Source organism: Actinomyces lilanjuaniae (genome assembly GCF_003606385.1).
GTDB lineage: Bacteria > Actinomycetota > Actinomycetes > Actinomycetales > Actinomycetaceae > Actinomyces > Actinomyces lilanjuaniae.
In genome coordinates this window covers 1,819,329-1,835,818 of sequence record NZ_CP032514.1, presented here as the reverse complement: position 1 = coordinate 1,835,818, position 16,490 = coordinate 1,819,329, and the positions used below count along the sequence as shown (strand labels likewise).

The following is a 16,490-nucleotide window of genomic DNA, read 5'->3' as shown; positions in this document are numbered from 1 at the left end:
ACGCGCGCTCAGGCAGCAGAAACGTCAGAAGACAACAAGGCACCATGTCGCCCTGTGACGTTTCTGCTGCTTGTGCTGCCCCTGGTCAGGTCTCACAGCGCCACCGGGAGGGAGGCAGCCCCGGTGCGTGGGACACTAGGCTCAGACCCTGACCTTGCGCCCCCGCGGCGCCCTCCTGGAAGGCCCCTGTGTCACCGATCCCCACGCCCGACCAGCGTGACGGCGTGCAGCCTGCCGCCACCGCGCAGGAGCGGCTGCGCAGCTTCTGCATCATCGCGCACATTGACCACGGCAAGTCCACCCTGGCCGACCGTATGCTCCAGGCCACCGGCGTGGTCCAGCCCCGGGACATGCGCGCCCAGTACCTGGACCGCATGGACATCGAGCGCGAGCGGGGCATCACCATCAAGTCCCAGGCGGTGCGCATGCCCTGGGCCGTGACCGGCGCGGACGGGACCGCGGCCACCTACGCCCTCAACATGATCGACACCCCCGGGCACGTGGACTTCTCCTACGAGGTCAGCCGCTCCCTGGCCGCCTGTGAGGGCGCGGTGCTCCTGGTGGACGCCGCCCAGGGCATCCAGGCCCAGACTCTGGCCAACCTCTACCTGGCCATTGAGGGGGACCTGGCTATCATCCCCGTGCTCAACAAGATCGACCTGCCTGCTGCCGAGCCGCAGCGCCATGCCGAGGAGATCGCCTCGCTCATCGGCTGCGACACCGACGACGTCCTGCAGGTCTCCGGCAAGACCGGCCAGGGCGTGCCCGAGCTGCTCGACCGCATCGTGGAGGCCGTCCCCCCGCCCTCCGGGGTCCCCGACGCTCCCGCGCGCGCCATGATCTTTGACTCCGTCTACGACACCTACCGGGGTGTGGTCACCTACGTGCGCGTCGTCGACGGGGCGCTGCGACCCCGTGAGCGCATCGAGATGCTGTCCACCGGTGCCGTTCACGACCTGCTGGAGATCGGGGTCATCAGCCCGGAGCCGGTTCCCACCCAGGGGCTGGGGCCGGGTGAGGTCGGCTACCTCATCACCGGGGTCAAGGACGTGCGCCAGTCCAAGGTCGGCGACACGGTGACCTCCGCGCTGCGGCCCGCCACCGAGCCCCTGGCCGGGTACCAGGAGCCCAGGCCGATGGTCTTCTCCGGACTGTTCCCCGTGGACGGCTCCGACTTCCCGGCGCTGCGCGAGGCCCTGGACAAGCTCAAGCTTAACGACGCCGCCCTGACCTATGAGCCGGAGACCTCGGTGGCCCTGGGCTTCGGGTTTCGCTGCGGCTACCTGGGTCTGCTGCACCTGGAGATTATCCGCGAGCGCCTGGAGCGGGAGTTCGGCCTGGACATTATCTCCACCGCCCCCTCTGTGGTCTACGAGGTGACCACAGAGGACGGCACCACTCACACGGTGACCAACCCCAGCGAGTTCCCTGAGGGGAGGATCGCGGGTGTGCGCGAGCCGGTGGTGCGCGCCACCATCCTGACCCCCTCGGAGTACGTGGGCACCGTCATGGAGCTGTGCCAGGCCCGCCGCGGGGCCATGTCGGGGATGGACTACCTCTCTGAGACCCGGGTGGAGATGCACTACACGCTGCCCTTGGCGGAGATCGTCTTCGACTTCTTCGACGCCCTGAAGTCGCGCACCCGTGGCTACGCCTCCCTAGACTACGAGCCGGACGGCTCCCAGCAGGCCGACCTGGTCAAGGTGGACATCCTGCTCAACGGGGACCGGGTGGACGCCTTCAGCGCCATCGTGCACAAGGAGGCGGCCTACTCCTACGGGGTCATGATGACCAGGCGGCTCAAGGAGCTCATCCCGCGCCAGCAGTTCGAGGTGCCGGTCCAGGCGGCCGTGGGCAGCCGTGTCATCTCCCGAGAGACCATCCGTGCTCTGCGCAAGGACATGCTGGCCAAGTGCTACGGGGGCGATGTCACCCGCAAGCGCAAGCTGCTGGAGAAGCAGAAGGAGGGCAAGAAGCGCATGAAGGCTATCGGCCGGGTGGACGTCCCCCAGGAGGCCTTTGTCGCGGCCCTGGGGGCGGACACCCCTACCGGCAGGGACAGGTGAGCGCAGGTGAGCTCCGTGCCAGGACAGCAGCACCCGCCCCGCTCTCACGCCATCCCCTCCCGGGTGCGCTCCTACTCGCGCGCCGGGGGGCGCCTGCGTCCCGGTCAGGCCCGGGCGCTGGCGCGCCTGGCGCCCCGCTACGTGGTCCCCGTCCCCCGGGCTGACGCCGTGCGCACGGTCAGCCCGGACTTCCGCCTGGACCCGGAGCAGGTCTTCGGTCACGTGGGGCAGGTGCGCCCCCTGGTGGTGGAGGTCGGTCCCGGCAGCGGTGAGGCCCTCCTGGCCCACGCCGCCTCCCGTCCGGAGTGTGACTACCTGGCCGTGGAGGTGTGGGAGACGGCTGTGGCCCGCCTGGTATCGGCTATTAGCCGCCAGGGGCTGCCCAACGTGAGGGTGGTTCCCGCCGACGCCGCCCAGCTCCTGGCCACGGCGCTTCCGGTAGGCTGTGCCAGCGAGGTCTGGGTGTTCTTCCCTGACCCGTGGCGCAAGCCCCGACACCGCAAGCGCCGCCTGGTGACGACGAGCTTCGCGGACTCGGTGGCGCGCGTGCTGCGTCCCGGCGGCGTGTGGCGCATGGCCACGGACTGGGCGGACTACGCCTGGCAGATGCGCGACGTAGCGGAGGAGGTCTCCGCCCTGCCCCAGGGCATACGTGCTGACGACACCCTGCCCTACTTCCGCTACGACGACGCGGGTGCCCGAGCGGACCTGGGGGTGCAGGCAGCTCAGGAGGGCAGCCTGGGCAACGGGCTCGACCCGGGCTCCCCGGCCGGGATCCGGGGCGGGTGGTCCCCGCGCTACGCCGGGCGGGTCATGACCCGCTTCGAGAAGCGGGGTCTGGAGGCGGGCCGAACCGTGCGTGACCTGACGGTGACACGTACCGAGGTCCCCTGGGAGCCTGGCAGGGGTGCCAGCGTGCTCCAGACCCTCCAGGACCAGGCGCGCTCGTGGCAGCAGCACGAATCCCAGCCTTGGCACCTGCGTGACGCCACCCCGCTGGGCAGCCTGGCGGGTGCCAGTGGCTGCCGGTCGCAGTCGTGAGTCCCTCCCAGCCGCAGGGAGCGCCCCTGAGCGGGCCCAGGACGCTGCCGCCGCAGGTGCGGTCGGCACTACCGGCGGGGGACGGGCCGCGCCCCTTCAGCGTCTACCTGCACGTGCCCTACTGCCGGGTGCGGTGCGGGTACTGCGACTTCAACACCTACACCAACCTGAGCATGGGAGCGGGTGCCTCCGCCGCTGACTACGTGGGTACCGTGGCTGTCGAGCTGGAGGCGGCGCGGGCGGCTATGGAGGAGGCGGGGCTGCCTGCCAGGCCCGCCCGGACGGTGTTCCTGGGCGGAGGTACGCCCACGGTGCTGCCTGCCGGGGACCTGGCGGCCCTGCTGGGCCTGGTCCGTGACTGCTTCGGGCTGGTCCCGGGCGCGGAGGTCACCACGGAGGCCAACCCGGACTCGGTGGACCAGGCCTACCTGGAGACACTGGCCGGGGCAGGGTTCACCAGGGTGTCCTTTGGTATGCAGTCGGCGGTGCCCCACGTGCTGGCAGTCCTGGAGCGCACCCATCAGCCTCATCGGGTGCCTCTGGTGGTGGACTGGGCCCGCCGCTGCGGCCTGGAGACCTCCCTGGACCTCATCTACGGGGCTCCGGGGGAGTCCCTAGAGGACTGGCAGCGCTCCCTGGAGGCGGCTCTGGAGATACAGCCGGACCACGTCAGCGCCTACGCCCTGGTCATCGAGGAGGGGACCAGGATGTGGGCGCAGGTGCGGCGCGGCGAGCTGGTCGAGCCCAGCGACGACGACGAGGCCACCAAGTATGAGATGGCTGACGCGGCCCTGACCGCCGCTGGCTACCAGTGGTATGAGATCTCCAACTGGGCGCGGCCGGGACGGGCCTGCCAGCATAACCAGGCCTACTGGCGTGACTGGGACTGGTGGGGTGCGGGGCCGGGAGCCCACTCCCACCTGGGAGACGTGCGCCTGTGGAACACCAGGCACCCGGTGGCCTGGGCGGGGCAGCTGGCTGACGGGAGGCTCCCGGTGGCCGGGCACGAGATCCTGGACGCGCAGGCGCGTCGGTTGGAGCAGGTGATGCTGGCCGTGCGTCTGCGTGAGGGCCTGGACCTGCGGGCGCTGGAGCCGCAGCACCCGGAGCGCCTTGTCCCGGTCGTGTCCACCCTGGTGGGTGACGGCCTGCTCGACAAGGCCGCCGCAGCCAAGGGAAGCGCGGTCCTCACCCTGCGGGGGCGCCTCCTGGCCGACACGGTGACACGGGCGCTGGTCCAGGGCGGTACCTGAAGGCGGCGGGGTCCGGACCCGCCCTGAGCGTCCTGAGGCAGGGCCGACACACTGGCGGGGTGCTGGGGTGCTGTGGCTGGCCCCAGACCCGCCTGGTCTCCTTCTCCTTGTCGATGCCCGGGGTCAGGGGCGGAGCAGGTGCAGCGGGAAGGTGAGCGTGCCGTCGGGCAGGGTGGCGGTGAAGCCTGTTCCGGTGATGACAGCCCGGAACGCTGGTGGTGGGGCGTCGATCTGGGCGACGGCAGCTGCGAGGCTGGCAGCGCCCTGCTGCACCTGCCCGCCTCCAAGCTTCACCTCGACCGCGGCCCAGCGACCGTCTGGCAGCGAGAGGACGGCATCGATCTCGTACCCGTTGGAGTCGCGGTAGCGGGAGACGGAACCTCCCAAGGCCTCCGTGTAGACAAGCAGGTCGTGGATGACGGCGGACTCAAACAGGAGGCCCAGGGTCTCCAGGTCCGCAGTCAGGTCGTCTGCGTCAGCACGCAGGGCCACAGCAGCCAGGGAGGGGTCCGCCAGGTGGTATGCGGGAGAACGACGCAACCGGGCCCTGGACCGCAGGGGGGTCGCCCAGGGCTGGACGCGCTCAATCATGAACACCCGTTCCAGGAGCTCCAGGAGCTTGGCCATGGTTCCTTCGGAGGGAGCGGGCAGGACCCGCGCGATGTCCTTGCGCAGGGTCGCCTGCGAGACCTCGGTGGCGGTGGACCGGGCCAGGGCAGCGATCAGCTGCTCGATGACGACTGGCTCTGAGCGAAGGCTCGACAGGCGGTTGAGGTCAGTGGTGGCGGTGTCCTTGATGTAGCTGTCCAGGCTGTGCGCCACGATGTCCCGTGGCAGGGAGACGAGCCTGGGAAAACCAGGGCGAAGGACCCCGGCGACCACCTCGGTGAGCGGGACGGTGGCCAAGGAGGCCTGCGGAGCGGCTCCGTCAAGGAGGTCGTGCAGGCAGACGCCGTCGGAGTCGAGGTCGCCGTTCTTCTCCGCCCAGGTCATGGTTCGCTGCCGGACGCGGATGAAGCGGGCGGCACCCGTGTGGCGTGCGGGGTCGGTTGCGGGGACTGCGGAGCCGGTCAGGATGAAGTGGCCGGGCTCGGCGGAGAAGTCAACCTCCCGGCGCGCTAGGTTCCATACCTGGGGAATAGTCTGCCACTCGTCGAGGAGCCGAGGGCTGTCCCCGACCAGCAGCATCCGTGGGTCGATCTGGGAGGCTGCCTGCGCCTCTGGCGTGTCGAGCAGGATGTAGGAAGAGGAGTGGTGGAGACCCGTCATGGTCTTGCCGCAGCCGCGCGGACCTTCCAGGATGACCGCTCCGACCGTGCCAAGAGCGCGGCTGACGAGCGGGTCCACGGCTCGTGGTAGGTAGGTGACTCCGGTGACCGCGCTGGTGTCCACAGCCATATCCTAGCCTGGTGGGGACTTTGCAGGGTTCCTGGTGGGGACTTTGCAGGGTTCCTGGTGGGGACTTTGCAGAAGCTGTGCGGCCTGTCCGGCGGCTGCGGCCTCGGACAGGGTGTGTGCTGAGGGGAATGGGGTAGGGGTGCAGGCGGTGAGAGGCGTCCCCAGGTCGGTGCAGGCACGTCCTGGAGGGTGTAAGGACAGGGGGACAGGGAGAAGACTATTGACATCGGTGCAGATGTTGTCTCTGGTTAGTGTCCGTGCCACGGCTGCTGTCTTGGCGACGATGCCTCTTTTGCCCGGTACGGAGTGGGAAAGCGGCTGTGGATCCGTTGCCCAGCGGAGGTCTTATCGGATGTCGGATGAACAGATGTTCGCGGAGCCTATTGTCAGGGGCGGCCGGACCTCCTAAGCTGGAGGCACGTTGCTGGATCAAGGTGGATCGCGGTGACGCTGTCAGCGGGTTGGACCGCGTGGCAGGTCCTGGCGTTCCGCCCGGAGCCGAGGAGGCGCTGTGCACCGGGACCTGCTGAGAAGGGAGCTCGTCTTCCTGGACTGGTCTGAGCCTGATCAGAAGGCTGTCCTCAACCGTGTCTCGGTGGCACTGGAGGACAGGGGCTACGTGCGTCCCTCCTTCGGGGCGGCTCTGGTGGCTCGTGAGGAGGCCTATCCGACGGCACTGCCCCTGGCCCCCGAGGCTGTCGCTATCCCGCACTGCGACCCCGAGCACGTTGTGGTCCCGTTCATCGCCTTACTGCGCCTGGGCGCGCCGGTGCCCTGGCGGGAGATGGGGCGCGACCAGGTCGTCCACGACGTCCGGCTCGTGCTCGTCCTGGGCCTCACCGGCAACGGCGGGCACCTCGAGACGCTGCAGCAGCTGCTCCAGGCTCTCCAGCAGCCGGGGCTGACGACGACGATGCTGGCGGCCCGCACCGCCGAGGACTACCTCGGGGCCGTGCGAGAGGCCGTGGCAGGCGGCTCGTCGTAGCCCTGACATCCAGCCAGACTCACGGAGGTACAGATTCCCATGACGACCAAGGTTGTTGTTGCCTGCGGCAGCGGTGTCGCCACGTCGCAGACCGTCGCTAGCAAGGTCAGCAGGATGCTCAAGGAGGTTGGCGTCGAGGCCGACGTCCAGGCCGTTGACCTGAAGTCCGTGGACCGCCACCTCAGGGACGCGGCCGCCTATATCTCTATCGTCCGGGGTTCTCCGGGCGCAGGCGTGCCCGAGATCAACGGGATCGCCTTCCTGACCGGGGTCGGACAGGACGAGGAGATGGCCAGGCTCGTGGCCGCGATTCGGGCGAGCCAGGACCCGGCCCTCACCTGAGGGCAGGTCCTTCCAAAATCCTTCCAGGACTCCTCAGGAGGTGACACCATGCAGATTCTTCAGGGATCAGTCGAGTTTCTGCTCTCTCTGGGAGCAGCCGTGTTCGTCCCCGTCATCATGATTGCCGCCGGCCTCGCGGTCGGTATGCGGGCCAGGGAGGCGCTGTCGGCGGGAGTCACCCTGGGCGTGGCCTTCTCCGGCATGACGATGCTGATCGGCTACATGACCGATGCCATCACGCCCGCGGCCCAGGCCATGTCCACCACGGTGGGCGTGGACCTTCCCATCACTGACGGCGGGTGGACCACCATGTCCACCATCTCCTGGTCCTGGCCCTACGCCTTCCTCATGTTCCCCCTGGTCGTGGGCATCAACGTCGTGCTGATCCTGGCCAGACAGACCGAGACCTTCAACGCGGACCTGTGGAACGTGTGGGGCAAGATCTTCACCGCCGTCGCGGTCTACTCCATCACCGGAAACGTCGGGCTCGCCTTTGTCCTGGCCGCGGTCCAGACGGTGTTCGAGCTCAAGGCCGGCGACTTCCACCAGCACCGGGTGGAGGCGATGACCGGGATACCGGGGGTGACCATTACCCACCGGATGGTCTTTATCGCGGCTCCCATGTACCTCGTGGACTGCCTGCTGCGCCGGGTCCCCGGGCTGGACCGCTCCTTCAACGCCGCCGACCTGCGCAACAGGATCGGCATCCTCGCCGAGAACCATGTCCTGGGTTTTGTCCTCGGCCTGCTCTTCGGCGTGCTGGCCCGGTTCGACGTGGCTGCCACGCTCACCCTGGCGGTCCAGGCCGCCACCGCACTGACGCTCTTCCCGGTGATCTCCAGGTACTTCATGCAGGCGCTGGAGCCCATATCGGAGGCCATATCGGAGTTCATGAGGGCGCGGTTCAGGGACCGTCGGCTCTACGTGGGGCTGGACTGGCCCTTCCTGGGCGGGTCCAACGAGATATGGATCGCCGTCATCTGGACGGTCCCGGTCACCCTCCTCTACTCCTTCTTCCTGCCAGGCAACGGCATTCTTCCCTTCGCCGGGATTATCAACATCTGCGTGGCCGTAGGGGCCTTCTTTGCCAGTCGCGGCAACATCATCCGGATGATCATCCAGTGCACGATCTTCGCACCGGTCTTTCTGTGGGCCGGGACAGCCTTCGCCCCCTTCATGACCGAGCTGGCCAACACCACCAGGGCGGTCGACCTCGCAGCGGGGCAGTCCATCTCGAACTCCTCCATCGACGCACCGATCTTTACCTACTCCCTGTCCCACCTCATGCAGGTGGTAGAGGGCAACTGGCTCCCCTGGGGATCTTCCTGGCCTGGCTGCTGTGCTTTGTCCTCTACTCGCGCAGTCTCGTGCGGGAGCGCGACCAGGCCCGCGCCGAGGCCGCGGCAGGCGGGGCGCCCACCGTCCAGGCCTGAGCTGCAGGGACCCCCGGGACCCGCCTGGGGACCCCGGCTCTTCCATCACCCATCCGTACCTGACTACTACCTGACTATAAAAAGAAAAGGAGCACCATCCATGCTGGAGCCGTTGAAGAAGGACCTGTGCGAGATCGGCAGGCGTGCCCAGCACGACGGCCTGTGCAAGCACAGGTCGGGCAACTTCTCCGTGCGTGACCAGGAGAGCGGTCTCGTCGCCGTCTCGCCGGCGGGGCTGGACCGGGACCAGATGAGCCCGCGCGACGTTGTCGTCTTGGACGGCCAGGCTCGGGTCGTGGAGAACGAGTCCGGGTTACGTCCCTCCAGCGAGGCCCTCATGCACCTTGAGGTCTACCGGGTTCGCCCCGAGGTCGTGGCCGTGGTGCACACGCACTCGGTGTACGCCACGAGTTTTGCCGTGCTGGGCAGGCCGATTCCGGCCATCGTCTACGAGGTGGCCAGCCTCGGGCTGTCCCGGGGACGGGTCCCGGTAGCCCCCTACGCGCGCCCCGGCACCCCTGGGCTGGCTGCTTCCGTGGCCCAGGCGGCCCGGGAGGCGGACTGTGTGCTGCTGGAGAAGCACGGGACCGTCGCCGTGGACTCGCGCGGCATCTACGAGGCCTACCTCAAGGCCGCCTACATCGAGGAGCTGGCGCAGCTCTACCACCACAGCCTGGTCGCCTCCGGTGGGCAGGAGCCGGGCAGCCTGACCCCCGACGAGCTCGGTGCCTGGTCCTACCCGGAGGAGATCAGCCTGCCTGAGGGCCAGGCGCCCAGGTGAGCACGACACCACAAAGGACACCGACTGGAACCGACTGGAAAGGACACTGCCATGAAGAAGCTGCTTAATACCGCCGACTCCTTTGTCCGTGACACCATGGAGGGCATTGAGGCGGCCTACGGAGACCGGGTGGGCCTGCTCGACGGCGACTACCGGGTCCTGGTCTCGCGGTACCCGACCCGCCAGGACAAGGTTGGCGTCGTCACCGCAGGGGGCAGCGGGCACCTGCCCCTGTTCCTGGGCTACGTGGGCCAGGGCCTGCTGGACGGCTGTGCCGTCGGGGAGGTCTTCGCCTCGCCCTCGGCGCAGAAGATGGCTGACATGATCCGGGCCTGCGACCGTGGCCGCGGGGTGCTGTGCCTGTACGGCAACTACAACGGGGACCTGTTCAACTTCCGGATGGCCTGCGACGACGTCGACCTGGACGACATCGAGACCCGCCAGGTGCTGGCCCGTGACGACGTCGCCAGCGCGCCCCCTGAGGAGGCCTCCAGGCGGCGCGGTGTAGCCGGGCTGGTCCTGGCCTTCAAGACCGCGGGAGCAGCCGCGCAGGAGGGTCTGGGCCTGGAGGAGGTCGCTGCCGTGGCACAGCGCACGCTGGACCGTACCCGTACCATCGGGTTCGCCCTGTCCCCGTGTGTCGTGCCCCGGGTCGGTGAGCCTACCTTCAGCGTCGGCGAGGACGACATTGAGGTCGGCATGGGCATCCACGGCGAGGCGGGTATCGAGACCCGGCCCATGATGAGCGCCCACGAGGTGGCTCAGCTCGCGGTGGAGACCATTGAGGCGGACATGCCCCTGTCCGAGGGCGAGGAGGTCTGCGTCATGGTCAACGGTCTGGGGGCTACACCGCTGGAGGAGCAGCTCATTGTCTATCGCAGCGTGCATTCCCTCCTGAGCGCCCGCGGGGTCGGCATCGTCATGCCCCACGTGGGGGAGTACGCCACCTCCATGGAGATGGCGGGCCTGTCGGTGACGGTCCTGCGCCTGGATGACCAGCTGCGCGGTCTGCTTCAGGCGCCAGCGGTCTCGCCCTTCTACACCGCCACCAGTGCGGGTACTAGCAGGTAGGAGGTCGTGCTGTGCTTACCACGGACACTCTTTCCCAGGTCTTCACCTCCGTCAGTGCTGTCATGACGAGCAACCGCGACTACCTTGTCAGGCTGGACCAGGTGGGCGGTGACGGCGACCTGGGCGTCTCCATGGACGACGGGTTCGCGGCGGTAGCCAGCTTTCTTGGCAGCAGCGCGCCGACGGACCTGGGCCAGGCCTTCCGGCAGGGGCGCGGGTCCTCAACGAGGCCGCGCCGTCCTCCCTGGGGACGATCCTCAGCTTCGGCCTCATGGGGATGGCCAGGTCCCTGCGGGGACTGAGTGAGGCGGACCTGTCCACCACCACGAGGGCGCTGCGGGCTGGGACGCAGACCATCATGGCCCGGGCGGAGTGCGCCCCGGGGGAGAAGACGCTCCTGGACGCGCTGCTGCCCGCTGTGCAGGCGCTGGAGGAGGCTGTCGGTGCGGTGGCGCCGCCGCGGGCGGCGGAGGACACGGAGGACACGCAGCGGGCGGGAGAGCCTCTGCTGCGTGAGGAGCACCCTTGGGCGCTGGCGGAGACGGTGCCTGTGGAGGTGGGGGAGGGGCAGCCCCGAACGGCAGACCCAATGACTGCAGATCTGGTGACTGCCGCCCTTGGCAGGGCAGCCCGGGCTGCGGCTGCGGGCTCGGCCGCAACCCGGCAGATGCGTGCCGTCCACGGACGCGCGGCCTACTCCGCCGACCGCAGCGTTGGTGCCCTGGACGGCGGGGCCGAGGTCGGCAGGCTTATCTTCGAGGGCATCCTCGCCTGGAGGACGGCTCGTAGCGGTCGTACCGGGCAGGAGTGAGCGGGGCGCGTCCGGGTTCTAGGCGTGGCGGGAGACGTAGAGGCGGGTCAGCCCGCGCCCCTTGCGGCGGCGCCTGACGTGGAGGTCGCCGTCGATCTCGCTGGTGGAGGTCACGTGGGTGCCGCCGCACGGGATTGAGAACTCTGCCGCCCGCCACAGCCGTAGCCCGCTGTCCTGCCTCTCGATATGGGCGTCCAGGGCCGCGTCTCGTAGCTGCCTCACCCTGGTCTCGATCTCGGGGAGGGACTGCGCGCCGATGTCGGCGCTGAAGTCGAAGCGCGCCGCCTCGCCCTCGATCTGGCAGCCCCTGGTGACCACCGGCAGGTCACGGCTCTGGAGGTGCTCGCTGACAGCGATGTAGAGCAGGTGGGCCAGGGTGTGGGTCCTCATGTTGTCGTAGCGGCGCTGCCAGTCCAGCTCGAGGTCGACCACGTCCCCGACGTCCAGGTCGTGGCCGGGCAGGGTATGCATAACCACTGCCGCGACGGGCACGGCGGCGCCAGTCCCCACCTGCTCGAGGCGGACCCGCTCGCGGCGCAGGCCTGCCACCTGGTGGCCTGCGACGCGGCCGGTGTCGGCGGCCTGTCCGCCGCCCTCGGGGTAGAACAGCGTGCGGTCCAGGACGACATCCTCTCCTGAGACCTCGGTGACTGTTGCTGTCGCCCTGGTCATATAGGGGTCGTCGTTGTACAGGAGCTCGGTGTGATCGTCAGGGCTGGTCGTCATGTGCTGGATCTTCCTTACAGGATGTCTGTGTACAGCTCGCCCCGGTCGGGGAAGTCGGGGAAGAAGGTAAGGACCGTGCTGCCGTCTCCTAGGGACTCTAGCAGTCTCTCACCTGGCTGACTTCTCCAAAAATAAACGATGCGGGACGCTAGCCCCTGGTCGGCGTACCTCGGCCGGGAGCCGCCCCGGCCCTGATGTCGTGGCCCCTGGTCCTGATCTCGTGGACGTGCTGGAGGATCGAGGAGGCGGTCTCGTCGTCGGTGACCAGGCCGTTGAGGATGCCGCCGCGTACCGCGCTGACGATGGCCTCCACCTTGTCGCTGCCCGCCGCCACGCCGATGACCAGGGGGATCTTCCTGAGGTCGCGCAGCGGCAGGGCGAGAGTGCGCGCCGTCAGCGGCGTGGGCACGTGCCGCCCGCGGGCGTCGAAGTGGTGGTCAAGAATGTGACCGGTGGCACCGCCTGCTCGGATCGCCTCCCTCACTTCCGCCGTGAGGTACTCCGCCAGGATGTTTCCTGCCCCGTGGGCCTCGATCCCGGCAACCCCCACCAGCGCCACATCGGCCCTCGCAGCCAGGGCCAGGACGGTGGCTACCTTCTCCTCGCGCATCAGCGGCTGGAGCAGGGCCGGATCGTCCACCATGAGAGGGACCGCCATTCGCGCGGTCTTGGCTCCCAGTCTCTGGGCGATACGGCTGCACACTGTAGGAGCGTCCCGGCCCCAGGCGGGCAGGCCGCCGGGAACTGACCCCAGCAGCTGGACGATCGTGCACCCTGTGCGGGGGACCGGGCGCAGATGCCGCGCCGTGGCGGCCACCGAGCGCCCGTTGCCCACGGCCACCACCTGGCCGTCCGTGACGGTGTCGGTGAGGAGCTCGGCGGCGCTGCGTCCGATGGCGTCGAGGATATTGTCGTCGTGTGTCGGCGTGACCCGGACAACCTGAAGGGGCAGCGCCTGGCGCAGTCCCCGCTCGACAGACAGGATCCTCTCCAGCGGGTGCGAGATGGAGATCGTCACGATTCCCGTCTCCCTCGCCCGGGTCAGCATACGAGAGACACTGGCGCGCGAGTATCCCACCCTGCGGGCGATCTCAGCCTGAGTGAGCTGCTCCTCGTAGTACATGCGCGAGACCCGCAGCAGCAGTTCGATGTCGTCTCGTCTGCCAGCGTCGGCCACAGCACCATCGTAGAGCCTGTGCCCCGGTCGCAGCAGGGTCCGGTGCCGGCAGCCGGACGCAAGGTGCTGGAATAGGTGCTACAGAGAGGTGCCTGGTCGCGGTCTTTTCGGGCGGGGACACAGGGCGACGGCACAGATGGCAGGGGGCGCCGTGGAAGTGCGCCATGATAGGTCCATGACAACACCTTCAAACCCTCAGTACCCCAGCCAGTACCCTGGTGCCTCCGACCAGTACCCCGGTGCGCCCCAGCCCCAGCCCGGCTACGGCCAGTGGGGAGGCCAGCCTGGTGCGGCACCGGGATACGGCCAGCCGGGCTATGCCCAGTCCGGCTACGGTGTGCCCGGCTACGGTGCGCCGACAATTCCCGCCATGGGGGTAGGTGACGGCCTGTCCTGGGCCTGGTCAAGGCTCATGGCCAACCCTCTTGTGCTCTTCGTCGGCATCCTCGTCTGGACGGTCCTGTCAAGTATCGGTTTCAACGCGGAGACGACAGTCAACGGTGAGACCTACAGCTACGGTCTTGGGCTGGGTCTTCTGGGTAGCCTGCTCAGCTTTGTACTCCGTCTGCTCAGCAGCATCGCCCTGGCCAATGTCGCGCTCAGGACAGCCGCTGGGCAGCGGGTGACCTGGAGCGACCTCGTGTCCTTCCCGAACCTGGGCGGAGGACTCCTCGCAGGTCTCCTCACCTCTCTGGCTGTTGTCCTGGCCGGGGTCCTGACCTTCTTCCTCCTTGGCGCCGGTGGGATCATCGCTGCCTACCTGCTGTACTTTGCCGTCTACGTCACCACGGACAAGGGGGTGAACGGCATTGAGGGCATAACTGCCTCCACGAGCCTCCTCGCTGGCAACGCAGGACGGCTGGTCCCCTTCGCGCTGGCCGGGTTCGGCCTGCTGGTCCTTGGTGTCATCACGGTCGTCGGCTGGGTCGTCACCGTCCCGCTTGTCACACTCATGACTGCCTACGCCTACGTGCGGGTCCAGGGCCACGACGTCGCACGCTGACTCGGTTCGTGGGGACCATGGGGCGGCGCGGCCCAGGGCGCTGGAGGGCAGGAGGCTTGGGACGGGTGCTGGGAACCGGGGGTGCCGACCCTTCCCCGGGCACCTGGTCCTGCGGCTCCTGGTCCGTGGCTCGCTCCACGATCCAGGACGACAGTGTTGCCGTCACTGCACCGATGAGGGCAACTCCGGTGATCATGAAGACCATGGCCACTAGCCGCCCGGTGGTCGTGACCGGCGCGATGTCGCCGTAGCCCACGGTGGTCATGGTGACCAGGGACCACCACAGGGCGTCACCGAGGCTGGTGATCGTCGCTCCGTCTACTGAGCGCTCTGCCTCCAGGACGGCCAGCGACCCTACCCAGGCGAGCAGAACCGCCCCGCTGGCGGCGTAGACGATGACCTTGCCGCGCAGCGCCCTGCCGACTGTGCCGTGGAACACCCGTAGCACCATCACAAGGCGCAGCAGCCGCAGCGGCCGGAGCACGGGCAGTACCACGACCACCAGGTCGAGCAGGTGGTGAGTGACCCAGTGCCACCGGTGGGTGGCGGCACGCAGCCGCACCAGGTAGTCACCGAGGAAGCACGCGCTCACCGCGAGGCTGGTTGCCTCCGGGATCCTCGGTGGCAGATCCGCGACGACCTCCCAGGAGTACAGCCCTAGGTAGGCCACCGCCACCAGGGTCAGGAGCAGGTCGGTGCGCTGTTGCCGCGTGCGCCTCATGGTTGCCGATCGTAGTGTCGGCAGCGGCTGGCGATCGTGCTGGCCTGCGCCGGGGGCGCTTCCCGGAGCCCTGAGCGCCCCCGCTGCCTCGACCCCGCGTGACAGGTGCGCCCAGGCAGGAGTACAGTCGCAGGCGTTTGCCCTCGTGTGCCCACGTGTCGGAACGTGCCTGGGTGCCGTTCCGGATCCTGAGCCGGGCGCCACGTGGCGGACTCCGAGGCTGTCAGCACCTGCTGGTAGCCGCTGACGAAGGAGTGATCCGTGCACCTGGAGTGGTGGTCTGTCCTGCCCTTTGCGGCCATGCTGGCCAGCATCGCCGTCCTGCCCCTGGTCCCCGCCACCTCCCACTGGTGGGAGAGACGCTCTAGCCAGCTGCTCGTGGCGCTGGGGCTGGGACTGCCAGTAGCCGCCTGGATGTGGGTGGCCGGGGGCTGGCAGGTCGTCTTCGCCTCCGTGGTGGAGTATGCCCAGTTCATCGCCTTGCTCCTGTCCCTCTTCGTGGTCTCCGGGGGGATCTTCCTCAAGGGGGACATCCGGGCCACGCCGCGCAACAACGCCATCTTCCTGGCCGTCGGCGGGCTCATCGCCTCCTTCGTGGGGACCACCGGTGCCGCCATGCTGCTGATCCGTCCCCTGCTGGCCACCAACAGGGAGCGGCGCTACCGGGTCCACACCGTGCTGTACACGATCTTTATCGTGGCCAACTGTGGCGGGCTGCTCACCCCGTTGGGAGACCCGCCCTTGTTCCTGGGCTTCCTGCGTGGTGTGCCCTTCACCTGGACCTTCAGCCTCCTGCCGGAGTACCTCTTCGTCAACGGCATGCTGCTCATCAGCTACTACGCTCTGGACTCCTACTACTACGCGCGCGAGCCTGCCGCTGCCGTGGCTGCCGACGAGACCGACATCGAGCCTCTGGGGCTCAAGGGGGCGTTCAACTTTGCGTTCTTCGCCGTGATCGTCGCCGCGGTTGCCTTCGTGCCCTCGGTGGACGTCGAGGCTGTTGAGTCCGGCCATGCCACCCTGATGTCGTGGATTCCGCTGCGTGAGATCCTCATGCTGTCTGCCGCTGCCGCCTCTTTCCTGCTGGGTGACCGTGAGACCCGCTTTGTTGACAACCAGTTCACCTGGGCACCCATTGCCGAGGTCGCGGCCCTGTTCATCGGCATCTTCCTCACCATGATCCCGGCCCTGCACTACCTGGACGAGGTTGCCGGGCAGCTGCCTCTCAACGAGGTGACCTTCTTCGTGTTTACCGGGGGACTGTCCTCCATGCTAGACAACGCCCCTACCTACGCGACCTTCTTCGAGATGGCGGGGCAGGTCGCCCATCCCGGCGGCGCGACGGTAGCGGGCGTGCCTGAGGCCTACCTGGTGCCGATCTCCCTGGGAGCCGTGCTGTGCGGGGCGATCACCTACATCGGTAACGGCCCCAACTTCATGGTCAAGTCCGTGGCCGACGCCGACGGTGTGGACATGCCCTCCTTCGGCGGCTACATGCTGCGCTCCTTCCAGCACCTGGTTCCGGTCATCACCGCGATGGTCCTGCTGTTTCTCGCCCCGGGCGCCTGGTGGCGGGTCCTGGGGGTCGTGGTGGTCGTGGCCCTCCTGGCCCGTGACGTGAGGCTGCTGACCCGCTCGCGGCGCCTGCATCTGGCTGACCCGCAGGAGTAGGCGCATCGGGT

General features: G+C 68.5%; 15 protein-coding genes. 11 read left to right on the top strand and 4 right to left on the bottom strand.

Annotated elements, in window-relative coordinates; translation table 11 throughout:
• Nucleotides 1–188: 188 nt before the first annotated feature.
• Genes lepA through hemW form a run of 3 tightly spaced genes read left to right on the top strand, consistent with a single transcriptional unit; the run spans nt 189 to nt 4,360 of the window.
• Complete coding sequence (gene lepA, locus D5R93_RS07850; protein WP_119835986.1) at nt 189–2,066, top strand: translation elongation factor 4; 1,878 nt, start codon at nt 189–191, stop codon at nt 2,064–2,066.
• Nucleotides 2,067–2,072: 6 nt separating this feature from the next.
• On the top strand, nt 2,073–3,107 hold the full coding sequence (gene trmB, locus D5R93_RS07845) for a tRNA (guanosine(46)-N7)-methyltransferase TrmB (RefSeq protein ID WP_423243296.1): 1,035 nt from the start codon (nt 2,073–2,075) through the stop codon (nt 3,105–3,107).
• The gene (gene hemW, locus D5R93_RS07840) at nt 3,104–4,360 is read left to right on the top strand and encodes a radical SAM family heme chaperone HemW (RefSeq protein WP_119835985.1); all 1,257 of its coding nucleotides are present in this window, start codon (nt 3,104–3,106) and stop codon (nt 4,358–4,360) included. Before trmB ends, hemW begins: the two co-directional genes overlap by 4 nt.
• 123 nt (nt 4,361–4,483) lie before the next feature.
• Here hemW and D5R93_RS07835 read toward each other — a convergent pair whose 3' ends face one another.
• Nucleotides 4,484–5,758: an ATP-binding protein gene (locus D5R93_RS07835; RefSeq protein WP_162933884.1), complete on the bottom strand. Its 1,275-nt coding sequence runs from the start codon at nt 5,756–5,758 to the stop codon at nt 4,484–4,486.
• Nucleotides 5,759–6,269: 511 nt separating this feature from the next.
• On the opposite strand from D5R93_RS07835, the gene D5R93_RS07825 reads away from it, so the two are divergent.
• Genes D5R93_RS07825 through D5R93_RS13555 form a run of 6 tightly spaced genes read left to right on the top strand, consistent with a single transcriptional unit; the run spans nt 6,270 to nt 11,181 of the window.
• The gene (locus D5R93_RS07825; RefSeq protein ID WP_119835984.1) at nt 6,270–6,743 is read left to right on the top strand and encodes a PTS sugar transporter subunit IIA; all 474 of its coding nucleotides are present in this window, start codon (nt 6,270–6,272) and stop codon (nt 6,741–6,743) included.
• 39 nt (nt 6,744–6,782) lie between these two features.
• Nucleotides 6,783–7,085, top strand: coding sequence for a PTS sugar transporter subunit IIB (locus tag D5R93_RS07820; protein ID WP_119835983.1), 303 nt, complete (start codon nt 6,783–6,785; stop codon nt 7,083–7,085).
• Nucleotides 7,086–7,133: 48 nt separating this feature from the next.
• A complete protein-coding gene (locus tag D5R93_RS13560; RefSeq protein WP_205570021.1) occupies nt 7,134–9,299 on the top strand; it encodes a PTS transporter subunit IIC in 2,166 nt (721 codons plus the stop codon).
• A 51-nt stretch (nt 9,300–9,350) separates the two neighbouring features.
• Nucleotides 9,351–10,370 (top strand): dihydroxyacetone kinase subunit DhaK, encoded by a 1,020-nt coding sequence (locus D5R93_RS07805; RefSeq protein ID WP_120204632.1) that lies wholly within the window; start codon nt 9,351–9,353, stop codon nt 10,368–10,370.
• Nucleotides 10,371–10,381: 11 nt separating this feature from the next.
• A complete protein-coding gene (locus tag D5R93_RS07800; RefSeq protein WP_120204630.1) occupies nt 10,382–10,672 on the top strand; it encodes a dihydroxyacetone kinase family protein in 291 nt (96 codons plus the stop codon).
• Nucleotides 10,615–11,181, top strand: a complete 567-nt coding sequence (locus tag D5R93_RS13555) for a DAK2 domain-containing protein (protein ID WP_341466861.1) — start codon at nt 10,615–10,617, stop codon at nt 11,179–11,181. Before D5R93_RS07800 ends, D5R93_RS13555 begins: the two co-directional genes overlap by 58 nt.
• An 18-nt stretch (nt 11,182–11,199) precedes the next feature.
• Here the strand turns inward: D5R93_RS13555 and D5R93_RS07790 are convergent, their stop codons facing one another.
• Both D5R93_RS07790 and D5R93_RS07785 read right to left on the bottom strand, forming a co-directional pair.
• Nucleotides 11,200–11,907 carry an alanine--tRNA ligase-related protein gene (locus D5R93_RS07790; protein WP_120204626.1) on the bottom strand — a complete coding sequence of 236 codons (708 nt, stop codon included), beginning with the start codon at nt 11,905–11,907 and terminating at the stop codon, nt 11,200–11,202.
• 148 nt (nt 11,908–12,055) lie between these two features.
• Entirely contained in the window at nt 12,056–13,084 is a 1,029-nt protein-coding gene (locus tag D5R93_RS07785; protein ID WP_119835977.1) for a sugar-binding transcriptional regulator, read from the bottom strand.
• 175 nt (nt 13,085–13,259) lie between these two features.
• On the opposite strand from D5R93_RS07785, the gene D5R93_RS07780 reads away from it, so the two are divergent.
• Nucleotides 13,260–14,087 carry a hypothetical protein gene (locus tag D5R93_RS07780; RefSeq protein WP_243106664.1) on the top strand — a complete coding sequence of 276 codons (828 nt, stop codon included), beginning with the start codon at nt 13,260–13,262 and terminating at the stop codon, nt 14,085–14,087.
• Here the strand turns inward: D5R93_RS07780 and D5R93_RS07775 are convergent.
• On the bottom strand, nt 14,035–14,808 hold the full coding sequence (locus tag D5R93_RS07775) for a potassium channel family protein (protein WP_120204624.1): 774 nt from the start codon (nt 14,806–14,808) through the stop codon (nt 14,035–14,037). The genes D5R93_RS07780 and D5R93_RS07775 overlap by 53 nt on opposite strands.
• A gap of 261 nt (nt 14,809–15,069) precedes the next feature.
• Here D5R93_RS07775 and D5R93_RS07770 point away from each other — a divergent pair, with 261 nt between their 5' ends.
• Nucleotides 15,070–16,479: a sodium:proton antiporter gene (locus D5R93_RS07770; RefSeq protein ID WP_119835975.1), complete on the top strand. Its 1,410-nt coding sequence runs from the start codon at nt 15,070–15,072 to the stop codon at nt 16,477–16,479.
• Nucleotides 16,480–16,490: the final 11 nt, after the last annotated feature.